Annotated in this window: 16 protein-coding genes; 7 read left to right on the plus strand and 9 right to left on the minus strand. The window is 68.0% G+C overall.

Translation table 11 applies throughout. The annotated features are described in order from the left end of the window. The first annotated feature begins 128 nt into the window (after nt 1-128). Entirely contained in the window at nt 129-1,253 is a 1,125-nt protein-coding gene (locus J7I85_RS22760) for an aromatic acid exporter family protein (RefSeq protein ID WP_214857643.1), read from the plus strand. A 48-nt stretch (nt 1,254-1,301) separates the two neighbouring features. Beyond that, nucleotides 1,302-2,681, plus strand: coding sequence for a DNA repair protein RadA (radA, locus tag J7I85_RS22765; protein WP_214857652.1), 1,380 nt, complete (start codon nt 1,302-1,304; stop codon nt 2,679-2,681). Between the two features lie 109 nt (nt 2,682-2,790). On the opposite strand, the gene J7I85_RS22770 is transcribed toward radA, so the two are convergent. Further along, entirely contained in the window at nt 2,791-3,564 is a 774-nt protein-coding gene (locus J7I85_RS22770; protein ID WP_214857654.1) for a YcnI family protein, read from the minus strand. Between the two features lie 141 nt (nt 3,565-3,705). Further along, on the minus strand, nt 3,706-4,347 hold the full coding sequence (locus J7I85_RS22775) for a hypothetical protein (RefSeq protein WP_214857656.1): 642 nt from the start codon (nt 4,345-4,347) through the stop codon (nt 3,706-3,708). Nucleotides 4,348-4,998: 651 nt separating this feature from the next. Here J7I85_RS22775 and J7I85_RS22780 point away from each other — a divergent pair. After that, nucleotides 4,999-5,790: a YcnI family protein gene (locus J7I85_RS22780; protein ID WP_214857658.1), complete on the plus strand. Its 792-nt coding sequence runs from the start codon at nt 4,999-5,001 to the stop codon at nt 5,788-5,790. Between the two features lie 3 nt (nt 5,791-5,793). Here J7I85_RS22780 and J7I85_RS22785 read toward each other — a convergent pair whose 3' ends face one another. Beyond that, nucleotides 5,794-6,978 carry a beta-ketoacyl-[acyl-carrier-protein] synthase family protein gene (locus tag J7I85_RS22785; RefSeq protein WP_251024741.1) on the minus strand — a complete coding sequence of 395 codons (1,185 nt, stop codon included), beginning with the start codon at nt 6,976-6,978 and terminating at the stop codon, nt 5,794-5,796. A gap of 128 nt (nt 6,979-7,106) precedes the next feature. After that, nucleotides 7,107-8,720, minus strand: a complete 1,614-nt coding sequence (locus tag J7I85_RS22790; RefSeq protein ID WP_214857660.1) for a peptide chain release factor 3 — start codon at nt 8,718-8,720, stop codon at nt 7,107-7,109. A 398-nt stretch (nt 8,721-9,118) separates the two neighbouring features. Here J7I85_RS22790 and disA point away from each other — a divergent pair, with 398 nt between their 5' ends. Beyond that, a complete protein-coding gene (disA, locus tag J7I85_RS22795) occupies nt 9,119-10,195 on the plus strand; it encodes a DNA integrity scanning diadenylate cyclase DisA (RefSeq protein WP_214857662.1) in 1,077 nt (358 codons plus the stop codon). Between the two features lie 13 nt (nt 10,196-10,208). On the opposite strand, the gene J7I85_RS22800 is transcribed toward disA, so the two are convergent. Further along, nucleotides 10,209-10,934: a hypothetical protein gene (locus J7I85_RS22800; protein ID WP_214857664.1), complete on the minus strand. Its 726-nt coding sequence runs from the start codon at nt 10,932-10,934 to the stop codon at nt 10,209-10,211. A 161-nt stretch (nt 10,935-11,095) separates the two neighbouring features. Between J7I85_RS22800 and J7I85_RS22805 the strand changes: the two genes are divergently transcribed. From J7I85_RS22805 to J7I85_RS22815, 3 genes are all read left to right on the plus strand, one after another. Then, nucleotides 11,096-11,545 (plus strand): hypothetical protein, encoded by a 450-nt coding sequence (locus J7I85_RS22805; protein ID WP_214857666.1) that lies wholly within the window; start codon nt 11,096-11,098, stop codon nt 11,543-11,545. Nucleotides 11,546-11,729: 184 nt separating this feature from the next. Next, a complete protein-coding gene (locus tag J7I85_RS22810; RefSeq protein ID WP_251024732.1) occupies nt 11,730-12,548 on the plus strand; it encodes an A/G-specific adenine glycosylase in 819 nt (272 codons plus the stop codon). Between the two features lie 133 nt (nt 12,549-12,681). Then, the gene (locus J7I85_RS22815) at nt 12,682-13,179 is read left to right on the plus strand and encodes a hypothetical protein (protein ID WP_214857675.1); all 498 of its coding nucleotides are present in this window, start codon (nt 12,682-12,684) and stop codon (nt 13,177-13,179) included. A 16-nt stretch (nt 13,180-13,195) separates the two neighbouring features. Here the strand turns inward: J7I85_RS22815 and dhaM are convergent, their stop codons facing one another. The 4 genes from dhaM to J7I85_RS22835 all read right to left on the minus strand — a co-directional run bounded on the left by dhaM (nt 13,196) and on the right by J7I85_RS22835 (nt 16,300). Continuing rightward, a complete protein-coding gene (dhaM, locus tag J7I85_RS22820) occupies nt 13,196-13,927 on the minus strand; it encodes a dihydroxyacetone kinase phosphoryl donor subunit DhaM (RefSeq protein WP_214857677.1) in 732 nt (243 codons plus the stop codon). Then, a complete protein-coding gene (gene dhaL / locus J7I85_RS22825) occupies nt 13,924-14,550 on the minus strand; it encodes a dihydroxyacetone kinase subunit DhaL (RefSeq protein WP_214857779.1) in 627 nt (208 codons plus the stop codon). The genes dhaM and dhaL overlap by 4 nt, the downstream gene beginning before the upstream one ends. Before the next feature lie 2 nt (nt 14,551-14,552). After that, nucleotides 14,553-15,554: a dihydroxyacetone kinase subunit DhaK gene (gene dhaK, locus J7I85_RS22830; protein ID WP_214857679.1), complete on the minus strand. Its 1,002-nt coding sequence runs from the start codon at nt 15,552-15,554 to the stop codon at nt 14,553-14,555. A 236-nt stretch (nt 15,555-15,790) separates the two neighbouring features. Beyond that, nucleotides 15,791-16,300, minus strand: coding sequence for an amino-acid N-acetyltransferase (locus J7I85_RS22835; RefSeq protein ID WP_102973408.1), 510 nt, complete (start codon nt 16,298-16,300; stop codon nt 15,791-15,793). Between the last annotated feature and the right edge of the window lie 19 nt (nt 16,301-16,319).

A 16,319-nucleotide genomic window follows, 5' to 3' on the forward strand; every position in this document is an offset into this window, starting at 1 on the left:
CGAGGGCCGCCGTCGCTGCATCGCGACGGCGGCCCTACCTTTTGCGGTTCCGGGGCCGGGTCGCCCGGCGGCTTGTAACCGGTCCGCCGGTTCCCGGTCCGCAGCGGCTCCGGCCATAGACTGAAGCCATGCCCCAGACCGGACTCTCCGCCAGCAGACGCTTCCTTCGCGGCCGGATCAGGACTGGGATGGTCCGGAGCCGGAATTCATTGGTCCCCGGGATACAGATGACCTTCGGCGCCGTGGGAGCCTATGCCTTTGCCGAGTACGTCCTAGGCCATACAGGCCCGCTGTTCGCCGCCACGTCCGCCCTGATCGCCCTCGGATTCTCCCGCGATCTGCGCATGCGGAGGGTGATGGAGGTGGGCCTGGGCTGCACCATTGGCATCGCCGTGGGCGACATGCTGCTCCACTGGCTCGGGGCCGGGATCTGGCAGGCCGCCGTCGTGCTTTTGGTCTCCATCCTGCTGGCCCGCTTCCTGGACAGCGGCAACATCTTCACCACCCAGCTGGCGCTGCAATCTCTGCTGGTGGTGCTGCTGCCGGCGCCTGCCGGCGGCCCCTTTACCCGCAGCATCGACGCCGTGGTGGGCGGCGTGGTCGCGCTGCTGGTCACCATCCTGGCGCCCAAGGATCCCCGCCGGGAACCGCGCAAGGACGTCCAGAAGCTGCTCCATGAACTCGCGGAAGTGCTCCGGGAATGCGCCGCAGCCCTGGTTGAGAGCGATTCCACCCGGGCCTGGCATGCTCTGGTCCGGGGCCGGAACAGCCAGCCTCTGGTGGATGCCATGCGGCACTCGCTGCGGGCGTCCGGCGAGGTGGCCACGCTGGCGCCCGCCTACCGGCGCCACCGGGAAGAACTGGACCGGCTGGAGCAGTCGCTCGAATACATCGACCTTGCCCTGCGCAACAGCCGCGTCTTCGCGCGCCGGCTCACCAGCTCCATCAATCACGCCGCACTGTCCGACGAAGCCACCGAGAACATCGCCGAGGTGCTGCTGGAGACAGGGGCGGCCGTGGAAGAGCTCTCGCTCGGCCTCGCTGAAGTGCAGGAGGGCGCCCGCCATGCCCACCTGCGCAGCGCGCGGCAGGACCTGGGCGAGATCGCCGGACGGCTGCACCCCAGGATGTTGAAGGTTCAGAAGCTCGAGGGCGAGACCGTGGTGATGCTGTTCCGGCCGCTCATGGTGGACCTGCTGGAAGCCACCGGCATCGATTCCCGCGAAGCGCGCGACCTCCTGCCCCCGCTGTAGGCGGTCGGGCCGGACAAAAATGTCACAGCCCCCGGTTAGTGTGGAGCAATGGCTACAAAGACTTCCCGGGTTTCCAAGGCGCCGGGCTATAAATGCGCGGAATGCGGCTGGACCACGGTCAAGTGGGTGGGCCGGTGCGGTGAGTGCCAGGCATGGGGCACCGTTGAGGAAACCGGCGCCGCGGTGGCACGTACGACGGCGGCCACTACAGTTCTGGAGCCCGCCCGCCCCATTGCCGATATTGACGCCACCACTGCCGCCTACCTGCCCACCGGCGTGGACGAACTGGACCGCGTCCTCGGCGGCGGAGTGGTCCCCGGCGCCGTCATCCTGCTCGCGGGCGAGCCCGGCGTGGGAAAGTCCACCCTGCTCCTGGACGTGGCTGCCAAGTTCGCCCGGACCGGGCAGAACGTCCTGTATGTGACGGGCGAGGAATCGGCGGCCCAGGTGAAACTGCGGGCGGAGCGGATCAGCGCGATCGCGGACACCCTCTACCTCTCAGCGGAGACCGACCTTGGCCAGGCGCTGGGCCAGGTGGAGAAGGTGGAACCGAAGCTGCTGGTGGTGGACTCCGTGCAGACGCTCAGCAGCGCGGACGTGGAGGGCAGTTCCGGCGGCGTCTCCCAGGTCCGTGAGGTCGCCGCCTCGATCATTTCCGCGGCCAAGCGCCGGAACATGACCACGCTGCTGGTGGGGCATGTGACAAAGGACGGCTCCATCGCAGGGCCCCGCCTGCTGGAGCACCTGGTGGACGTCGTGTGCCAGTTCGAGGGCGAGCGCCACTCCCGCCTCCGCCTGCTCCGGGCGGTCAAGAACCGCTACGGGCCCACCGATGACGTGGGCTGCTTCGACCTCACCGAGGACGGCATCCTGGGCCTCGCCGATCCAAGCGGACTGTTCGTCACCCGCACCAAGGACCCGGTATCCGGCACCTGCATCACCGTCACTATGGAGGGCCGCAGGCCGCTGCTTGCCGAGGTGCAGTCCCTGCTCGCCGACACCCAGAACTCACAGCCGCGCCGGGCAACCAGCGGCTTGGATAGTTCGCGGGTGGCCATGCTTCTGGCGGTGCTGCAGCAGCGTGCCGGGTGCCAGCTGCAAAAGGACGATTCCTACGTGGCCACGGTGGGCGGCGTGAAGCTCAGCGAGCCGGCCACCGACCTCGCTGTAGCGCTGGCAGTGGCGTCCGCGAAGCACAAGAAACCCCTGCCGCAGCGCCTGATCGCCTTCGGCGAGGTGGGCCTGGCCGGCGAGGTGCGCCCGGTCCCCGGTATCAACCAGCGTATCCACGAGGCCCACCGGCTGGGGTTCACGCACGCCGTCGTTCCCGCCAGCCCCACCGGTCCCGGCCCGGTCCCGGCAGGCTTTACCGTGAAGGAAGTGGGCCACCTGACAGAGGTCTTGGAACTGCTCATCACTAAGCCCTGACCCACTGTTGGCCTGAGGTCTGTTCGCCGTTCAGCAAAAGCGGCCCGCGCCGTCCCCTGGCAGCCCCAGGAGATGGCGCGGGCCGCTGCAGTTCGATGCGGCCCTTGGGCTACTTCTTGACCGCTCGGGTGCGGACCAGGGCCGTGGCGCCCGCGGCGAGGCCAAGAAGACCCGCGACCAGCCCGATCCAGCCCGCGGCCTGGCCGCCGTTGGAACCTGTTGCCTGCGTTTCCGATGCGGGCGCGGCATCCGGCGTGGCCGTTGCGGAACCATCAACGGCTTCCGCCGCGGTGACGACGAACGAGGGCGCGGGGTGGTACTCCTTCGCTTCAGCGGCCGGAGCAGAAGCTGCGTCGGAGGATGTTGCGGACGGGTTGCTGTGCTCACCCTCGGCCGCGTCGGCCCAGTTGGCTGTGGTGCCGTCGGTGTAGCCCTGGGCCGCGGGCAGCATCAGGGTGGTGCCGGCTGCCGGGAGCCGGCCGACGGACAGAGTGAAGGTCTGGAATTCCTTCTGCCCGATCTGGTGGGCCGCGTCAGCGGTCCAGATCACGCTGGTTGGGGCCTTGGTGACTGTTGCGCCCGCAATTTCCACCGGCTTCGGCAGGGTGGTGGTGACCACCTGCGCCTTCCAGCCGTCCATCGGCTTCACGGAGACCGAGGTCAGCGGGGTGTCGGTGGGGAGCTTGACCTCCAGCCGGTTGGTCTTGGCCGTCTCGGATTCGTTGGGCACGCTGAACGTCAGCTTGGTGAAGCCGCCCTCGGCGGTTGCGGAGGGGTCGACCGTGACGTGCGCGGAGGCGGCGGCGGCACCGGCGGCCAGGAGGCCGGCTGTGAGGGAGGCGGCTGCTGCGGTCTTGAGGGTACGGCGAATGGAGGTGCTCATGAGGTGGTTCCTTTCAGGAAAATCAGTCAGGGCCCATGCGCCATCGATGCGACACGGGCAGGTAGCTACGCGCCGCCGTCGGACCCTGGCTGGAAAGCGGAACCGTCCGTAAAGGTCCGGCCCGTTCTGTAAGGAACCCGTCTAGGCGGCCAAAGGCACCGGCGGCCCGCGCCGGGTTGGCAGCCGGACGCCCAGGCGCGTCCGCGGGAGGAGCGCCGGGGCCGGAAAAGGCACGGGGATGCGGGCAGGAAGGATAGCTGCCGGTTCGGGCTGGCGGATAAGCGGCTGCAGCCAGGAAGCAAGTGCTGACAGCACGCGTTCCCCGCGGGCCAGCAGGACTGCGGTGCACAGCGTGGCCACGACGTGCGCGACGAACATGACGGCATCGGATGCCGCGGAATGGCCACTTCCGGCGGCCGCCGACCCTGCGGCGGCCAGCGCGTCTGGAGTTATGGCACCCGGATCTAAAGCACCCGAATGGCCGGCGTGGCCCGGCATCAGCGCCGCGGACTCCGGTGCGGCCGCACCCGCGCCGCCCAGCGCGTTGAGAGCCCAGTGCAGCCAGAACTGACTGGCACCCAGCAGGGCCGCCAGGGCAGGGAACGAGAGCCGGAACCGCGTCAGCGCGGCGACCGGAACCAGTGTCACAGCGAACAGCGCCGCCAGGATGGACGCAGAGGGAAGCTGGCCGCCGCCCGCAAGGTGCCCGCCCGCGGCAAACCCGATAACGAGCGAGCCGATCAGCCCGGTGCGGAAAAGCCTGAACGAAGCACAGGGCATCATCAGCGGTCCTTTCCGGAAGATGGACGGGCAGAGCGGAAGTCACAGCAATTCTACGGGCCGGCCCCTGCCGCTGCTGCTACGGGACCACCATTCCGGGCCGCCCAGACCTGTAACACGCCGGCGCTGGGCCCAAGGTTTTCCCACGCTGCCGTGTTTACGGTCGGAGGTGTCACAGCAGCTCCGGGCCTTGTGGAGGGAGGCACCGATGGAACTCCAAGGTCCCCTGCGCCTCTTCCGGCGGCCCTGGTCACCGCGGTGGCGGTCTCTCTGGCCGCCGCCGGCCACGTTCTGGGTGGCGGGCAGCTTCCGGACACCGGGACATTGGCCGTGACGGCCGCGGTTCTGTTGGCCCCGGCCGCCTGGCTCGCGCGGCGGCAACTGTCGTTCGCTGTCCGGCAGTTTGGCGCACTACGGGCATGGGAGCCTGAACTGCACGGCCAATGCCGGAGCCGTCCCCATGAATGACGGCGCCAATTTGCCCGCCATGTTGGCAGGCCACCTCCTCGCCATGCTGGCCGCCGCCTGGCTGTTGCGGCGGGGCGAGGCCGCGCACGGCCAACGAGCCTGCGGGGGGTGCCGGGACGCTGCCTGATCATCCATCACCCAGCTGCCCTCGGCGTGAGCGCGGCAGCACCCGCGAAAGGCCCTGTCATGACCACCTCAACAAGCGGTGCTGTGAAGTCCCGAGCCCCGAAAACCGTCACCGTCGCAGCGGCGGCTGCCGGCCTCATGGTCCTGGGGGTGGGCTCAGCATCCGCCCACGTCCACGTGGACCCGGCCTCTACCTCGGCTGGCGGCTTCTCGCAGCTGACCTTCAGGGTGCCCAACGAGTCCGCTACCGCCAAGACCACCAAGGTCGCGGTCACGCTGCCCGCAGCGACGCCGTTCACGTCCGTCTCGGTCAAGCCCATGGACGGTTGGACGGCGAAGATCACCGAGGCGGCCCTGCCCGCACCCGTCACCGTGGAAGAGGCCAAGGTCACCAAGGCCGCCGCCACAGTCACCTGGACAGCCGATGCAACCCACCAGCTCGGCCCGCATGAGTACCAGACGTTCTCCATCTCGGTCGGCCGGCTTCCGGAGGCCGGGACCACCGTGGCCCTGCCCGCGGCACAGACCTACTCGGACGGAACAGTGGTGAACTGGAACCAGCCCGTAACCTCCGGCCAGCCCGAGTCCGAGCACCCGGTCCCCTCGTTCGTCACCACCGCTGCGGCGGACGAACACTCGCATGCGGCACCGGCAGCCTCCGCTGCTCCCGCCGCAGGCAGCCCAACTGCGGCCCCCGCCGCAGGCAGGACAACCGCAGCCACGTCGGCGGCAGCGTCGACCACCCCGGTCGCGGCCACGCCTGACAACACGTTCGGCATCGTCGGCCTCGGCGCGGGCCTGCTCGGCCTGGCTGCCGGGACCGCGGCACTGGTGCGGACCAGGAAGCCGTGAGGTTTAGGCGCGGGTGACCACGAGCGCCGCGCTGTGCCCGCCGAACCCGAAGGCATTGACGAGTCCCGCCGTCGCGGTGCTGCCGCTGACGGTACCGGTGATGACGTTGAGGTCCACCTCGGGGTCAAGGGCGTCCACGTTGTAGGTGCCGGGCAGGTCGCCGGTCCGGAGGGCCTGCAGCGTAGCGATGGTGGCAAGTGCTCCTGCTCCGCCGAGCAGGTGCCCGGTGAGCGACTTCGTGGAGGTCACCGGGACCTGGTCACCGGCAATGGTCTTGATGGCCTGCGCCTCCAGCCGGTCGCCCACGGGCGTCGAGGTGGCGTGCGCATGCACGAATCCGATGTCCGTCCCGCGGAGGCCGGCGGAGGCAAGGGCCTTCTCCATGACCCGCACCTGCATGTCCGGATCGGCTGCCACGATGTCGTTCGCGTCCGAGGTCACGGCTGCCCCGGCTATGACGCCGAGCAATTCCGCGCCCCGGGCACGTGCGTGGTCCTCGCTTTCCAGCACCACGATCCCCGCACCCTCGGACAGGACGAACCCGTCGCGGTCCCGGTCGAACGGCCGCGAGGCCCGCTCCGGATCGTCGTTGCGCGTGGAGAGTGCCCGGATCTGGGAAAAACCGCTGATGATGAGGTCGTTGACGCAGGCATCGACGCCGCCGGCTATGACGACGTCGGCCGCCCCGGACCTGATCATTTCGGTGCCTTGGGCGATCGCTTCAGCGCCGGACGCACAGGCGCTGACGGGAGTGAGTGCCCCGCCCTTGGCGCCGAGGTCGATCGAAACCCACGCGGACGGTCCGTTCACCATGAGCCTGGTCAGGGTGTGCGGGGAAACCTTGCGCGGGCCGCCGTTGTCCAGCTCCCTGACCTGGGCGAGAACGGTATCCATGCCGCCGTAGGCCGAGCCGATCACGACGGCGAACCGCTCCGGTCCGACGCTCGGCTTCCCCGCCTGCTCCCAGGCTTCGCGGGAGGCAACGAGTGCCAACTGCCCGCAGCGGTCCATCCGCTTCAGCTCGCGGGTGCTCAGGAACGCGCCCAGGTCGGCCGTGACCCGGCCGGCGATGCGCACCGGCAAGGCTTCAGCCCAGCCGTCCTGCAGCGCCGCGATGCCCGAGCGCCCGGCCAGCATCGCTTCCCACGTCTCTGCCACGGTGGCCCCGAGCGGGTTCATCGAACCCATGCCGGTCACGACGACACTGGTTGATCCTGTAACAGGTGTTACGGCAGACGGCTGGTTTGTGGTCACGGCGATACCTTGCTTCGTTGGTTGGGAGACCGTTCGGGAACCGGAGCCCCGCGTTGGCACAGTTACTTAGCGGGGTTGTGCGTCCCGATAGGTACCAGCGTGAGGTCCGGATGGTTCTTCTCGATGCGGCGCAGGGCCCAAACGTCATTGAAGAGGGCCAGGTATTCGCCGTCGGACCGCAGCAGCACCTCGGCGCCCGGCACGTTGGCCAGCGCCGGCATGGCGTCCGCCGTCGAGATCCTGGCCATGGAGTACGGGAGGCGTTCCAGGCGCATCGGCGCGCTGAAGTCGTGCGCCATGCGGTCCTCCACCACTTCGAACTGCATGGGTCCGACGGCGGCAAGCACGGGCGCCTGGTCACCGCGGACGTCGGAGCGCAGCACCTGGATGACGCCCTCGTGCTCAAGCTGCTCGATGCCGCGGCGGAACTGCTTGAAGCGGCTGGGGTCCTTGGAACGGGCAACCTGGAAGTGCTCCGGAGCGAACAGCGGAATGGCCGGGAACTCCACGGCTTCCTCAAGGAACAGGCTGTCGCCCACGCGCAGCGAGGACGCGTTGACCAGGCCCACGACGTCGCCCGGGTAGGCCTCGTCGATGACCTCGCGTTCCCGGCCGAAAACCTGCTGCGCGTACTTCGTGGCGAACGACTTTCCGGTGCGGGTCTGGGTGACCACCATGCCGCGCTCGAACACGCCGGAGCAGACGCGGATAAAGGCAACGTGGTCGCGGTGGGCCTTGTTCATGCCTGCCTGGACCTTGAAGACGAAGCCGGAGAACGGCGACTCGACGGCACGCGGGGTGCCCTCGATGTCAGGCCGGGGCGCAGCCGGCGGGGCGAAGTCCACCAGGGCGTCCAGCAGTTCCTTGACGCCAAAGTTCAGCGCCGCGGAGCTGAACAGGATGGGGGTGGCCTTGCCGGCGTGGAAGCTCTCGACGTCGAAGCCGAGGTTGGACTCGATAACCAAGCCAGCCTCGTCGACGGCGTCCGTCCAGTTGCGGCCCTGGCTTTCGGCCGCCTCTTCGGGAGTGAAGTACTCGGTGAGGGCGATGCTGGCGCCCGCGCTGTTCCGCTGGAAGCGCGCGAACCTGTCGTTGCGCAGGTCCCACACGCCGCGGAAATCGCCGGAGATGCCCACGGCCCAGGTCAGGGGCATGGGCTGCAGCCCGGTGCGCTCCGTGATCTCGTCTATGAGGGCCAGTGCGTCCAGGCCCGGGCGGTCCCACTTGTTGATGACCGTGATGATGGGGAGGTTCCGCTGCTTGCAGACCTCGAACAGCTTCATGGTCTGCGTCTCAAGGCCCTTGGCCGCGTCCACGAGCATCACGGCGCAGTCGACGGCGGCGAGCACGCGGTAGGTGTCCTCGGAGAAGTCGGCGTGCCCGGGGGTGTCCAGCAGGTTGATCACGGTGTCCCGGTAGGAGAACTGCAGGGCGGCCGAGCTGATGGAGATGCCGCGGTCCTTCTCCATCTGCATCCAGTCCGAGACCGTCTCCTTGCGGTTGGCCTTGCCGCTGGAAGCGCCAGCGGTACCGATCACCTTGGCGTGCAGGGCGAGGGCCTCGGTAAGCGTGGACTTGCCGGCGTCCGGGTGGGAGATGACGGCAAACGTCCGGCGGCGGGAGGCCTGCTTGTGGATCTCGTGCACTCGGGCGGGGCTCTGCACTTCTTGGGACACGGTGCTACTTTCACTGCGATCCGCGGGGGATCCTGGTTGGAAAATCTGGAACGGCCTGAAAAGTCTCCGTTGCATCAGATGGCGACATCAGATGCTCCGAAAATCCGGCGGCCGGGTGGCGGCGGAACCTGCCAGCCAAGGCTTCAAGTTTATCGCAGGGGCGTAATCCGCACCGAAGCCGGGCCAAAAGTGCCCCTCCGACTGCCGCCGTCGGACGCACTCGGGATGCGTGTTCCGCAGGCCCCCGACGGGGCACTTTGAGGCTTGCCCGTGCGGTTGCTGGGGTAATCTACCTCTAGGATGGTGCATGCGGGAAACCGAGTACTTTTGATCCTGCCGGCGCACTATCGAAAACCGGCAAACCTGCAGGCCCGCCTGCACCTTTGAAGGGAATATCTATGGCTCGCAGCCCTGAAGAATCGCTCAAAGCGACTTTGGGGAGGGTGGCCCCGGGGACCGCGTTGCGGGACGGCCTGGAACGCATTCTCCGCGGACGCACCGGCGCGCTGATCGTGTTGGGCTCGGACCGGACCATCGACTCGATCTGTTCCGGCGGCTTCGACATCGGCATCGACTTCTCGCCCACCAGGCTCCGCGAACTGGCCAAGATGGACGGCGCCATCATCTGCGACAGGGACGCCGGCAACATCCTGCGGGCGGCCGTCCAGCTGGTGCCGGACCCAAGCATCGAAACCCAGGAATCCGGCACCCGCCACCGGACCGCCGAACGCGTCGCGATCCAGACCGGCGTGCCGGTGATCTCGGTGAGCCAGTCCATGCAGATCATCGCCCTGTACGTCAACGGGCTGCGGCATGTGCTCGAGGGCTCCGAAAAGGTCCTGGCCCGCGCCAACCAGGCCCTGGCCACGCTGGAACGCTACCGTTCGCGGCTGGACCAGGTGACCAGCTCGCTCTCAGCCCTGGAGATTGAGGCCATGGTGACGGTCCGCGATGTGGCCGTGACCCTGCAGCGCCAGGAGATGGTGCGCCGGATCTCCGAGGAAATCTCGCAATATGTGCTGGAGCTCGGCGAGGACGGCAGGCTGCTGTCCCTCCAACTGGACGAGCTCACGGTGGGCCGCGGCCCGGGCAGCGACATCATCATCCGCGACTATGCCGGGCCGAACGCATCTCCCGAGGACATCGACCGCGCGGTCAGCGCGCTCCTCAACCTTGGCCCCACCGAACTGATCGACCTCAGCAAGATCGCGGGGATCATCGGCTTCGCCGGCGGCGTGGACACCCTCGACGCCGTGGTGCAGCCGCGGGGCTACCGGCTCCTGTCCGGACTCAAGGCCGTTCCGAAAGCTGTCGCGGACAGGCTGGTGGACCACTTCGGCGGGCTGCAGTACCTCATGGCTGCGACCATTGACGACCTGATGACCGTGGACGGCATCGGCGACCAGCGGGCCCGGACGGTCCGCGAGGGCCTCAGCCGCATGGCCGAAGCCAGCCTGCTGGACCGGTTCCTCTAATTCCCAGGCAGCGTCAGCTGAGCTGGAAGACTGTCGGCGGGCTGACCTTGGCGCCAAGCTTCGCGATGAACACGTAGTACCCGCTGCCGGCAACCGAACCGTCCGGCACCTGCTCGCAGCCCTGCACCGAACGGTTTCGCAGCCACGGGAAGTTCGCCGTTTCGCTCTTGCCGGGCGCGATGGTCTTGACCAGGTCAGTGCTGGCAGCCTGGCAATCGGCGGATGAGAAGACGCGGTCCGAGCCGCTGGTGACCAGGAAGTCCATCTGCGACGTGCCGATGTTCACCTTGCAGGGAAGCTTTCCGCCGTTGGTGACCGTGAGGCTCAGCACCGGCTTTTCGTCTGCGGCATAGGACGTCTTGTTCGTGGCCGCCTTGACCGTCACGAGCTTCTGTTCGCACGTGGGCGATGCGGAGGGAGTTGCAGAAGGGCTTGCCGACGGCGTTGCCCCAGGCTGCGCGGTGCCGGTGCCCTGCGTTGAGGAACCCTGCGTGGAGTCCTCTGCGGAGACCCGCTGGGCGCCGCCGAGGAGGCTGGTAACTGTTGCGACCCCGCCGGCGATCAGGCCCAGGACCAGCAGCAGCGCCACTCCGGCAAAGAGCCGACGGCGGCGGTACACGGCCGGGCTCGGCTTGCGCCCTGCGCGGGGCGCCGTTTTGCCGGCTGCTGTTTTCTGTGCCGCCGGTTTCGGTGACCGGTCCCGGCCCGCGCCGGAGTTCGGAGTGTCTTGCCTGCCCATCCTTCTAGGCTAAGTAACAGGGGGCTTTCTGCGGCCCCACCACGCCGCCCCGGCCCCACCATGTCCAATTCGTGACTCAAATTCGGGTGACAACTGTCAGCACACTTACTAAAATTGAATTCCGGTTACCACTTACCGGGCCGAGTTGGAGAGGACCACTGATGGTAGATCACTTGTCTGGCGGTCACCTCGAACGCGTTCTTCTGCCGCTGACGTTTGGCACACATCAGAGCCAGGGGACCGAGTTCACGGTGCTTGCGGTTGAGATCTGGAACACCGGCATAGTGGTGAACCTGCACCTCGCATCAGTCAATGAAGACGTGCCGCACAACCCCGAAATCGTCGTCCATGACCACTTCGGCACAGAGTACAAGCTGGATGAGGTGGCCACCGTCGGCTCCCGCCAGCTGCAGTTCTTTGCGCCCTCAATACCGGAAGGAACACGCAGCCTGACCATCCGCTCCGTTGATGACCCTGACAGCGCCAGCTTCGTCGTGGCCCTGGCCGTTCCGGCAGCCAACGGCCGCGGCGGTGAAACCGTACACGGCCATGTGCGGCGGTTGCCTGCCCGGCGGGAAGGGCTGCCGCCCAGCGAGCAGCAGGCCAGCTGACGGCATCCGGCAGGGAACCGCCGTCGGGGTTTTCAACTAGAGTGTTGGCATCAAAACCATAGCCGACTACCCCGACCTGACAGACGTCCACTCCTCGCTGGAGGACTGGTTCGACGCCGAAGCCCGGGATTTGCCGTGGCGCTCGCCCGACTGCCCGCCTTGGGGCGTGCTGGTCAGTGAGATCATGCTGCAGCAGACCCCTGTGGTTCGTGTGCTGCCGGTCTGGGAAGAGTGGCTGCGACGTTGGCCGGAGCCTGCAGCGCTGGCACGGGAACCCGCCGGTGAGGCGGTCCGCGCCTGGGGCCGGCTGGGCTATCCGCGGCGCGCGCTCAGGCTGCATGGTGCTGCAGTCGCCATCGAACGCGACCACGGCGGCAGGGTCCCGCAGGACTACGCCGAGCTGCTCGGACTGCCGGGCGTGGGCAGCTACACGGCGGCCGCTGTCGCCGCTTTCGCCTTTGGGCGCCGCGAGACGGTGGTGGACACCAACATCCGCCGCGTCCACGCGCGGCTCTTTTCCGGCTCCGCCCTTCCCGCCCCGGCCCTGACGGCCGCGGAGATGCGACTTGCCGCGAAACTGCTGCCGTCCGACACCGGCAGATCCGTCCGCTGGAACGCTTCGGTCATGGAGCTGGGGGCGCTCGTGTGCACGGCCCGGGCACCCAAGTGCGCCGCCTGCCCCGTGCGCGACCGGTGCGCCTGGCTCGCCGCCGGCGAGCCGCCGCCGTTATACACGCCCAAGGGCCAGGCATGGCACGGCACAGACCGCCAGGTCCGCGGCGGCGTGATGGCCGTCCTCCGGCTGGCGGACGCGCCGGTGCCGGCGGAGATGTTCCAGCAGGCCCCCGCCGACCTCGGGTTCGAAGCCGCCGGCATCGGCGTGCCGCTGGCCGCCCTGCACCGGCTGAACTGCGCGCCGGAGCAGCTGGAACGGGCGCTGGCGGGCCTCCTGGAGGACGGCCTGGCCGAACTGCACCAGGGCGGGTACCGGCTGCCCGCCTGAGCGGCCCCGTCCAGGTCGCCCCCGCACGGATTTTTGGTCTCAATTTGGCACCCTCCAGCGTGTCCGGATAACGATGAGGGCGCCAGTTTGGCCCGGCCGGGTCCCCTTCGGGACGCCGGATCTACGCTGAGGTATGGGCAAGACAGGGGTACTTTTGGCCACAATCACGACGACGGCACTCCTTTCGGGATGCCATGCTTTCGAGGCGGCGTGTCCGGCAATTGCCCAGGCGTCAGGGGTCGCGGTCACGGTGGCCGCAGGCTACGCGCCCGAGGTGAAGACGCTTCAATTGAAGGCCTGCCAGGACGGCAAGTGCAAAGAGGACACCCTCGAGCTCGTAGCGGGCTCAGTGCCGGTTGATCTGGGCTGCGCCGATGATTCCAGGCCCGATGCCGTGTGTTCGGCAACGTCCAGGCCGGACGGCACGCAGCGGGGAATGCTGAATCTGGACACGCTGGGCGAGTCCCCGATCGACGTCACGGCCAGCGGGCGGTACGTCAACGGCAAGCCGTTGCCCGTGCGAACGCTGAGCTTCGCCCCCAAGGCCAGCTACCCGTTTGGCGAGCAGTGCGGACGGTTTGTCTCGGCGTCGGTGGTGCTGGATGCGGCGGGCCTCAGGCAGGACAAGTAGCCTGGCCTGAACCGGCTCAGGGTTCCCCGAAACCGTCCCTGACCAGCCCCGCCACATACGCCACGGCGCGCTCGGCGTCGGGTCCGTACGCTTCCACGTGCAGTACCGATCCCTTGCCGGCTCCCAGTGTCATCAGCCCCGTCATGGAGGCGCCGTCCACTCCGTTCACGGTCACGTCCGCGTCCAGCCCCGACAGGCCGCCTGCTATCTTGGCGGCTGGCCGGGCATGCATGCCTGCGAGGTTTACGAGCTCGAAGTCGGCGCTGGCATCCGGGGCGGCCAAATCTGCCGGTTGTCCCCCGGGCTGCATTCCGGGCTCCTCTCCGGCAGTTGCAACAGCCATGTGATCCTCTGGCTTGGCCCGCGACGCGGGATAGCCATGGGTGGCCTCGGCTGCACGCCGGACAGCATGAACGCTGGCTCCCCCCTGGGCCGCCACCGCTGCCGCCACGAGGCCCTCGATGATCGGGGCGTCAGCGAGGAGCACGGTGCCGCTGCCTTCGGCGAATTCCATTGCCGATTCCGCGGTCATCACAGCCGAGCCCAGATCGGTCAGCACCACCACGCCGTCGCCTCCGGCAGCGGTTTCCAAGGCTGCCATCACCTTTTCCATGCTGGTGCCGATCCGGCCGTCGGACGTTCCACCGGCCGGAACCATCATCACGTCCGGCGCCATCTGGGCCGCGAGTTCCACGGCGCCGTCGGCAATCTTGTCACTGTGCGAAACCACCACGATCCGCACCGTCATGCCGCGGCTCCCGCAGCGGCGCGGAGGATGAGGGCACTTGAGGCGGCCCCGGGGTCCCGGTGACCGGCGCTTCGCTCCCCGAGGTAGCTGGCCCTGCCCTTGCGCGCCACCAGCGGATCAGTGGCCACGGCACCGGCCTCGGCGGCCTCCGCCGCGGCGATCAGGACTGCCAGCGTGTCGCCATCTGCCGCTGCCGCTGCAGCTGCGTCAACGGCAGGCGTCCAGGCATCAACCATCGTCTTGTCGCCCGCCTCGGCCTTCCCCCTTGCCACGATGCCGTCCCGCGCCGCTGCGAGTGCTGCAGCGAGCGCTGCGGCGTCGATGTACGCGGCATCGCCCAGCGTGGTTGCGGCCCGCAGGAATGCCGTGCCGTAGAGCGGACCCGCAGCCCCGCCGACCTTCGACATCAAAGCCATGGCTGTCAGCTTGAGCGCTGCGCCGGGGGTCTCGGGAGGACTTTCGGCGAGCTTATCGAGCACCGCCTGGAAGCCGCGGTCCATGTTTTCGCCGTGGTCAGAGTCGCCGATGGCCCTGTCCAGCTCGATGAGCTCCACCCTGTGCTCCGCCATCGCCTGGGCCGACAGCGTCAGCCATTTGACGGCCCAGGTCACGTCCAGCCCCACCGCTACACGCCCCATCGCAGGGCCGGCGTGTGCACAGGCGCATCCCAGAGGGCCGTCATCTCGTCGTCAAGCCGCAGTACCGAGATGGAACAGCCCTGCATCTCGAGGGATGTGATGTAGTTCCCCACCAGGGAACGCTCCACCGTGAGGCCCCGCTCCGCCAGGATCTGGGCTGCCCGGCGGTAGACGATGTACAGCTCGCTCAGCGGCGTTCCACCCATGCCGTTGACGAACAGGAGCACTTTCTCGCCCGACGCCGCTCCGAGGTCGCTGAGGATCGGTTCCAGCAGGCGGCTGGTGATGCCGTCGGCGTTTTCCATGGCGATCTTGTGCCGCCCCGGCTCGCCATGGATCCCGATGCCGATTTCGATCTCGTCGTCCTCGAGGTCGAAGCTCGGAGAACCGGCATGGGGCACCGTGCAGGCCGAGAGCGCAACGCCCATGGTCCGCACATTCTGGTTCACGCGGTCACCGATGGCCGCCACCGCGTCGAGGTCGTCGCCGCGCTCGGCTGCGGCCCCGGCAATCTTCTCCACCAGGACTGTGCCGCCCACCCCCCTGCGGCCGGCGGTGTACAGCGAGTCCTCCACCGCGACGTCGTCATTGACCAGCACGGTGCGGACGTCCACGCCCTCGGCCTGGGCCATCTCGGCCGCCGTCTCGAAGTTCAGGACGTCGCCGGTGTAGTTCTTCACGATGTGGACCACCCCGGCGCCGGAGTTCACGGCGAGCGTGGCCGGAATAATCTGGTCGGGGGTCGGGGAGGTAAAGACGGCGCCGGGCACGGCGGCGTCGAGCATGCCGCGTCCCACAAAGCCGGCGTGGAGCGGTTCATGCCCGCTGCCGCCGCCGGACACCAGGCCGACTTTGCCGGCAACGGGGGCGTCCTTGCGGGTGACGTACTTTGGATCGGCGCTGACGGTCACTAGGTCTGCATGGGCTAGACCGAATCCCTCCACGGATTCATCCACAACAGCGCGGGGGTCATTGATGAGCTTTTTCACGGCCGGCTCCTGGGCTCTCGGTGCTTCATTGACATCGGTCAGGATGTGCTTTGACCCTACTACCGGTACCTGCTGCGCGGTAGGTCGGAAACGGCGGAAGGGACAGCCCCCAATGCTGTCCCTTCCGGTTCACAAGAGTTTATCCAGCAAATTTATAAAAGGAAAGGAGTGTTACGCGGCGACTTTGAACGGGATCCAGCCGGCCGAGTCCAGCCCCGCGGAGATCGGGGCGGGCTCTAGAGAGCCTTGATCATCCGCGTGTTGCCCAGCGTGTTGGGCTTCACGCGCGCAAGGTCCAGGAACTCCGCCACGCCTTCGTCATGCGAGCGCAGCAGCTCGGAGTACACCTGCGGATCCACTGCCGACTGGTCCGCCATGACCTCGAAGCCGTGCCGCTTGAAGAAGTCCACCTCGAAGGTCAGGCAGAACACCCGCGATACGCCCAGCGCCGCGGCCTGCTTCAGGAGACTCTCGACGAGGACGTGCCCCACTCCCCTGCCGCGCCAGGCATCCGAGGCGGCAAGGGTGCGGACTTCTGCGAGATCCTCCCACATGACGTGCAGGGCGCCGCAGCCGATGACCTCGCCGGCCGCCGACTCGGCTATCAGGAACTCCTGCAGGCTCTCGTAATAGGCCACCGTCTCCTTGGCCATCAGTATTCGCTCTTCCGCCAGCGGCGCCACCAGTTTCTTGATGGCAGCCACATCGCTGGTCCGGGCAGGGCGAACGGTGAAGGAGTCAGTCACAGCCCCCATCTTACGGCGG

The organism is Arthrobacter sp. ISL-65 (assembly GCF_018613795.1).
Lineage (GTDB): Bacteria > Actinomycetota > Actinomycetes > Actinomycetales > Micrococcaceae > Arthrobacter.

Bases quoted from the DNA above. Each gene is read 5' to 3' on its own strand.
- J7I85_RS22760 (WP_214857643.1), top strand. From the start codon at position 129: ATGCCCCAGACCGGACTCTCCGCCAGCAGACGCTTCCTTCGCGGCCGG.
- radA (WP_214857652.1), top strand. From the start codon at position 1,302: ATGGCTACAAAGACTTCCCGGGTTTCCAAGGCGCCGGGCTATAAATGC.
- J7I85_RS22770 (WP_214857654.1), bottom strand. From the start codon at position 3,564: ATGAGCACCTCCATTCGCCGTACCCTCAAGACCGCAGCAGCCGCCTCC.
- J7I85_RS22775 (WP_214857656.1), bottom strand. From the start codon at position 4,347: ATGATGCCCTGTGCTTCGTTCAGGCTTTTCCGCACCGGGCTGATCGGC.
- J7I85_RS22780 (WP_214857658.1), top strand. From the start codon at position 4,999: ATGACCACCTCAACAAGCGGTGCTGTGAAGTCCCGAGCCCCGAAAACC.
- J7I85_RS22785 (WP_251024741.1), bottom strand. From the start codon at position 6,978: ATGGGTTCGATGAACCCGCTCGGGGCCACCGTGGCAGAGACGTGGGAA.
- disA (WP_214857662.1), top strand. From the start codon at position 9,119: ATGGCTCGCAGCCCTGAAGAATCGCTCAAAGCGACTTTGGGGAGGGTG.
- J7I85_RS22800 (WP_214857664.1), bottom strand. From the start codon at position 10,934: ATGGGCAGGCAAGACACTCCGAACTCCGGCGCGGGCCGGGACCGGTCA.
- J7I85_RS22805 (WP_214857666.1), top strand. From the start codon at position 11,096: ATGGTAGATCACTTGTCTGGCGGTCACCTCGAACGCGTTCTTCTGCCG.
- J7I85_RS22810 (WP_251024732.1), top strand. From the start codon at position 11,730: ATGCTGCAGCAGACCCCTGTGGTTCGTGTGCTGCCGGTCTGGGAAGAG.
- J7I85_RS22815 (WP_214857675.1), top strand. From the start codon at position 12,682: ATGGGCAAGACAGGGGTACTTTTGGCCACAATCACGACGACGGCACTC.
- dhaM (WP_214857677.1), bottom strand. From the start codon at position 13,927: ATGACGGTGCGGATCGTGGTGGTTTCGCACAGTGACAAGATTGCCGAC.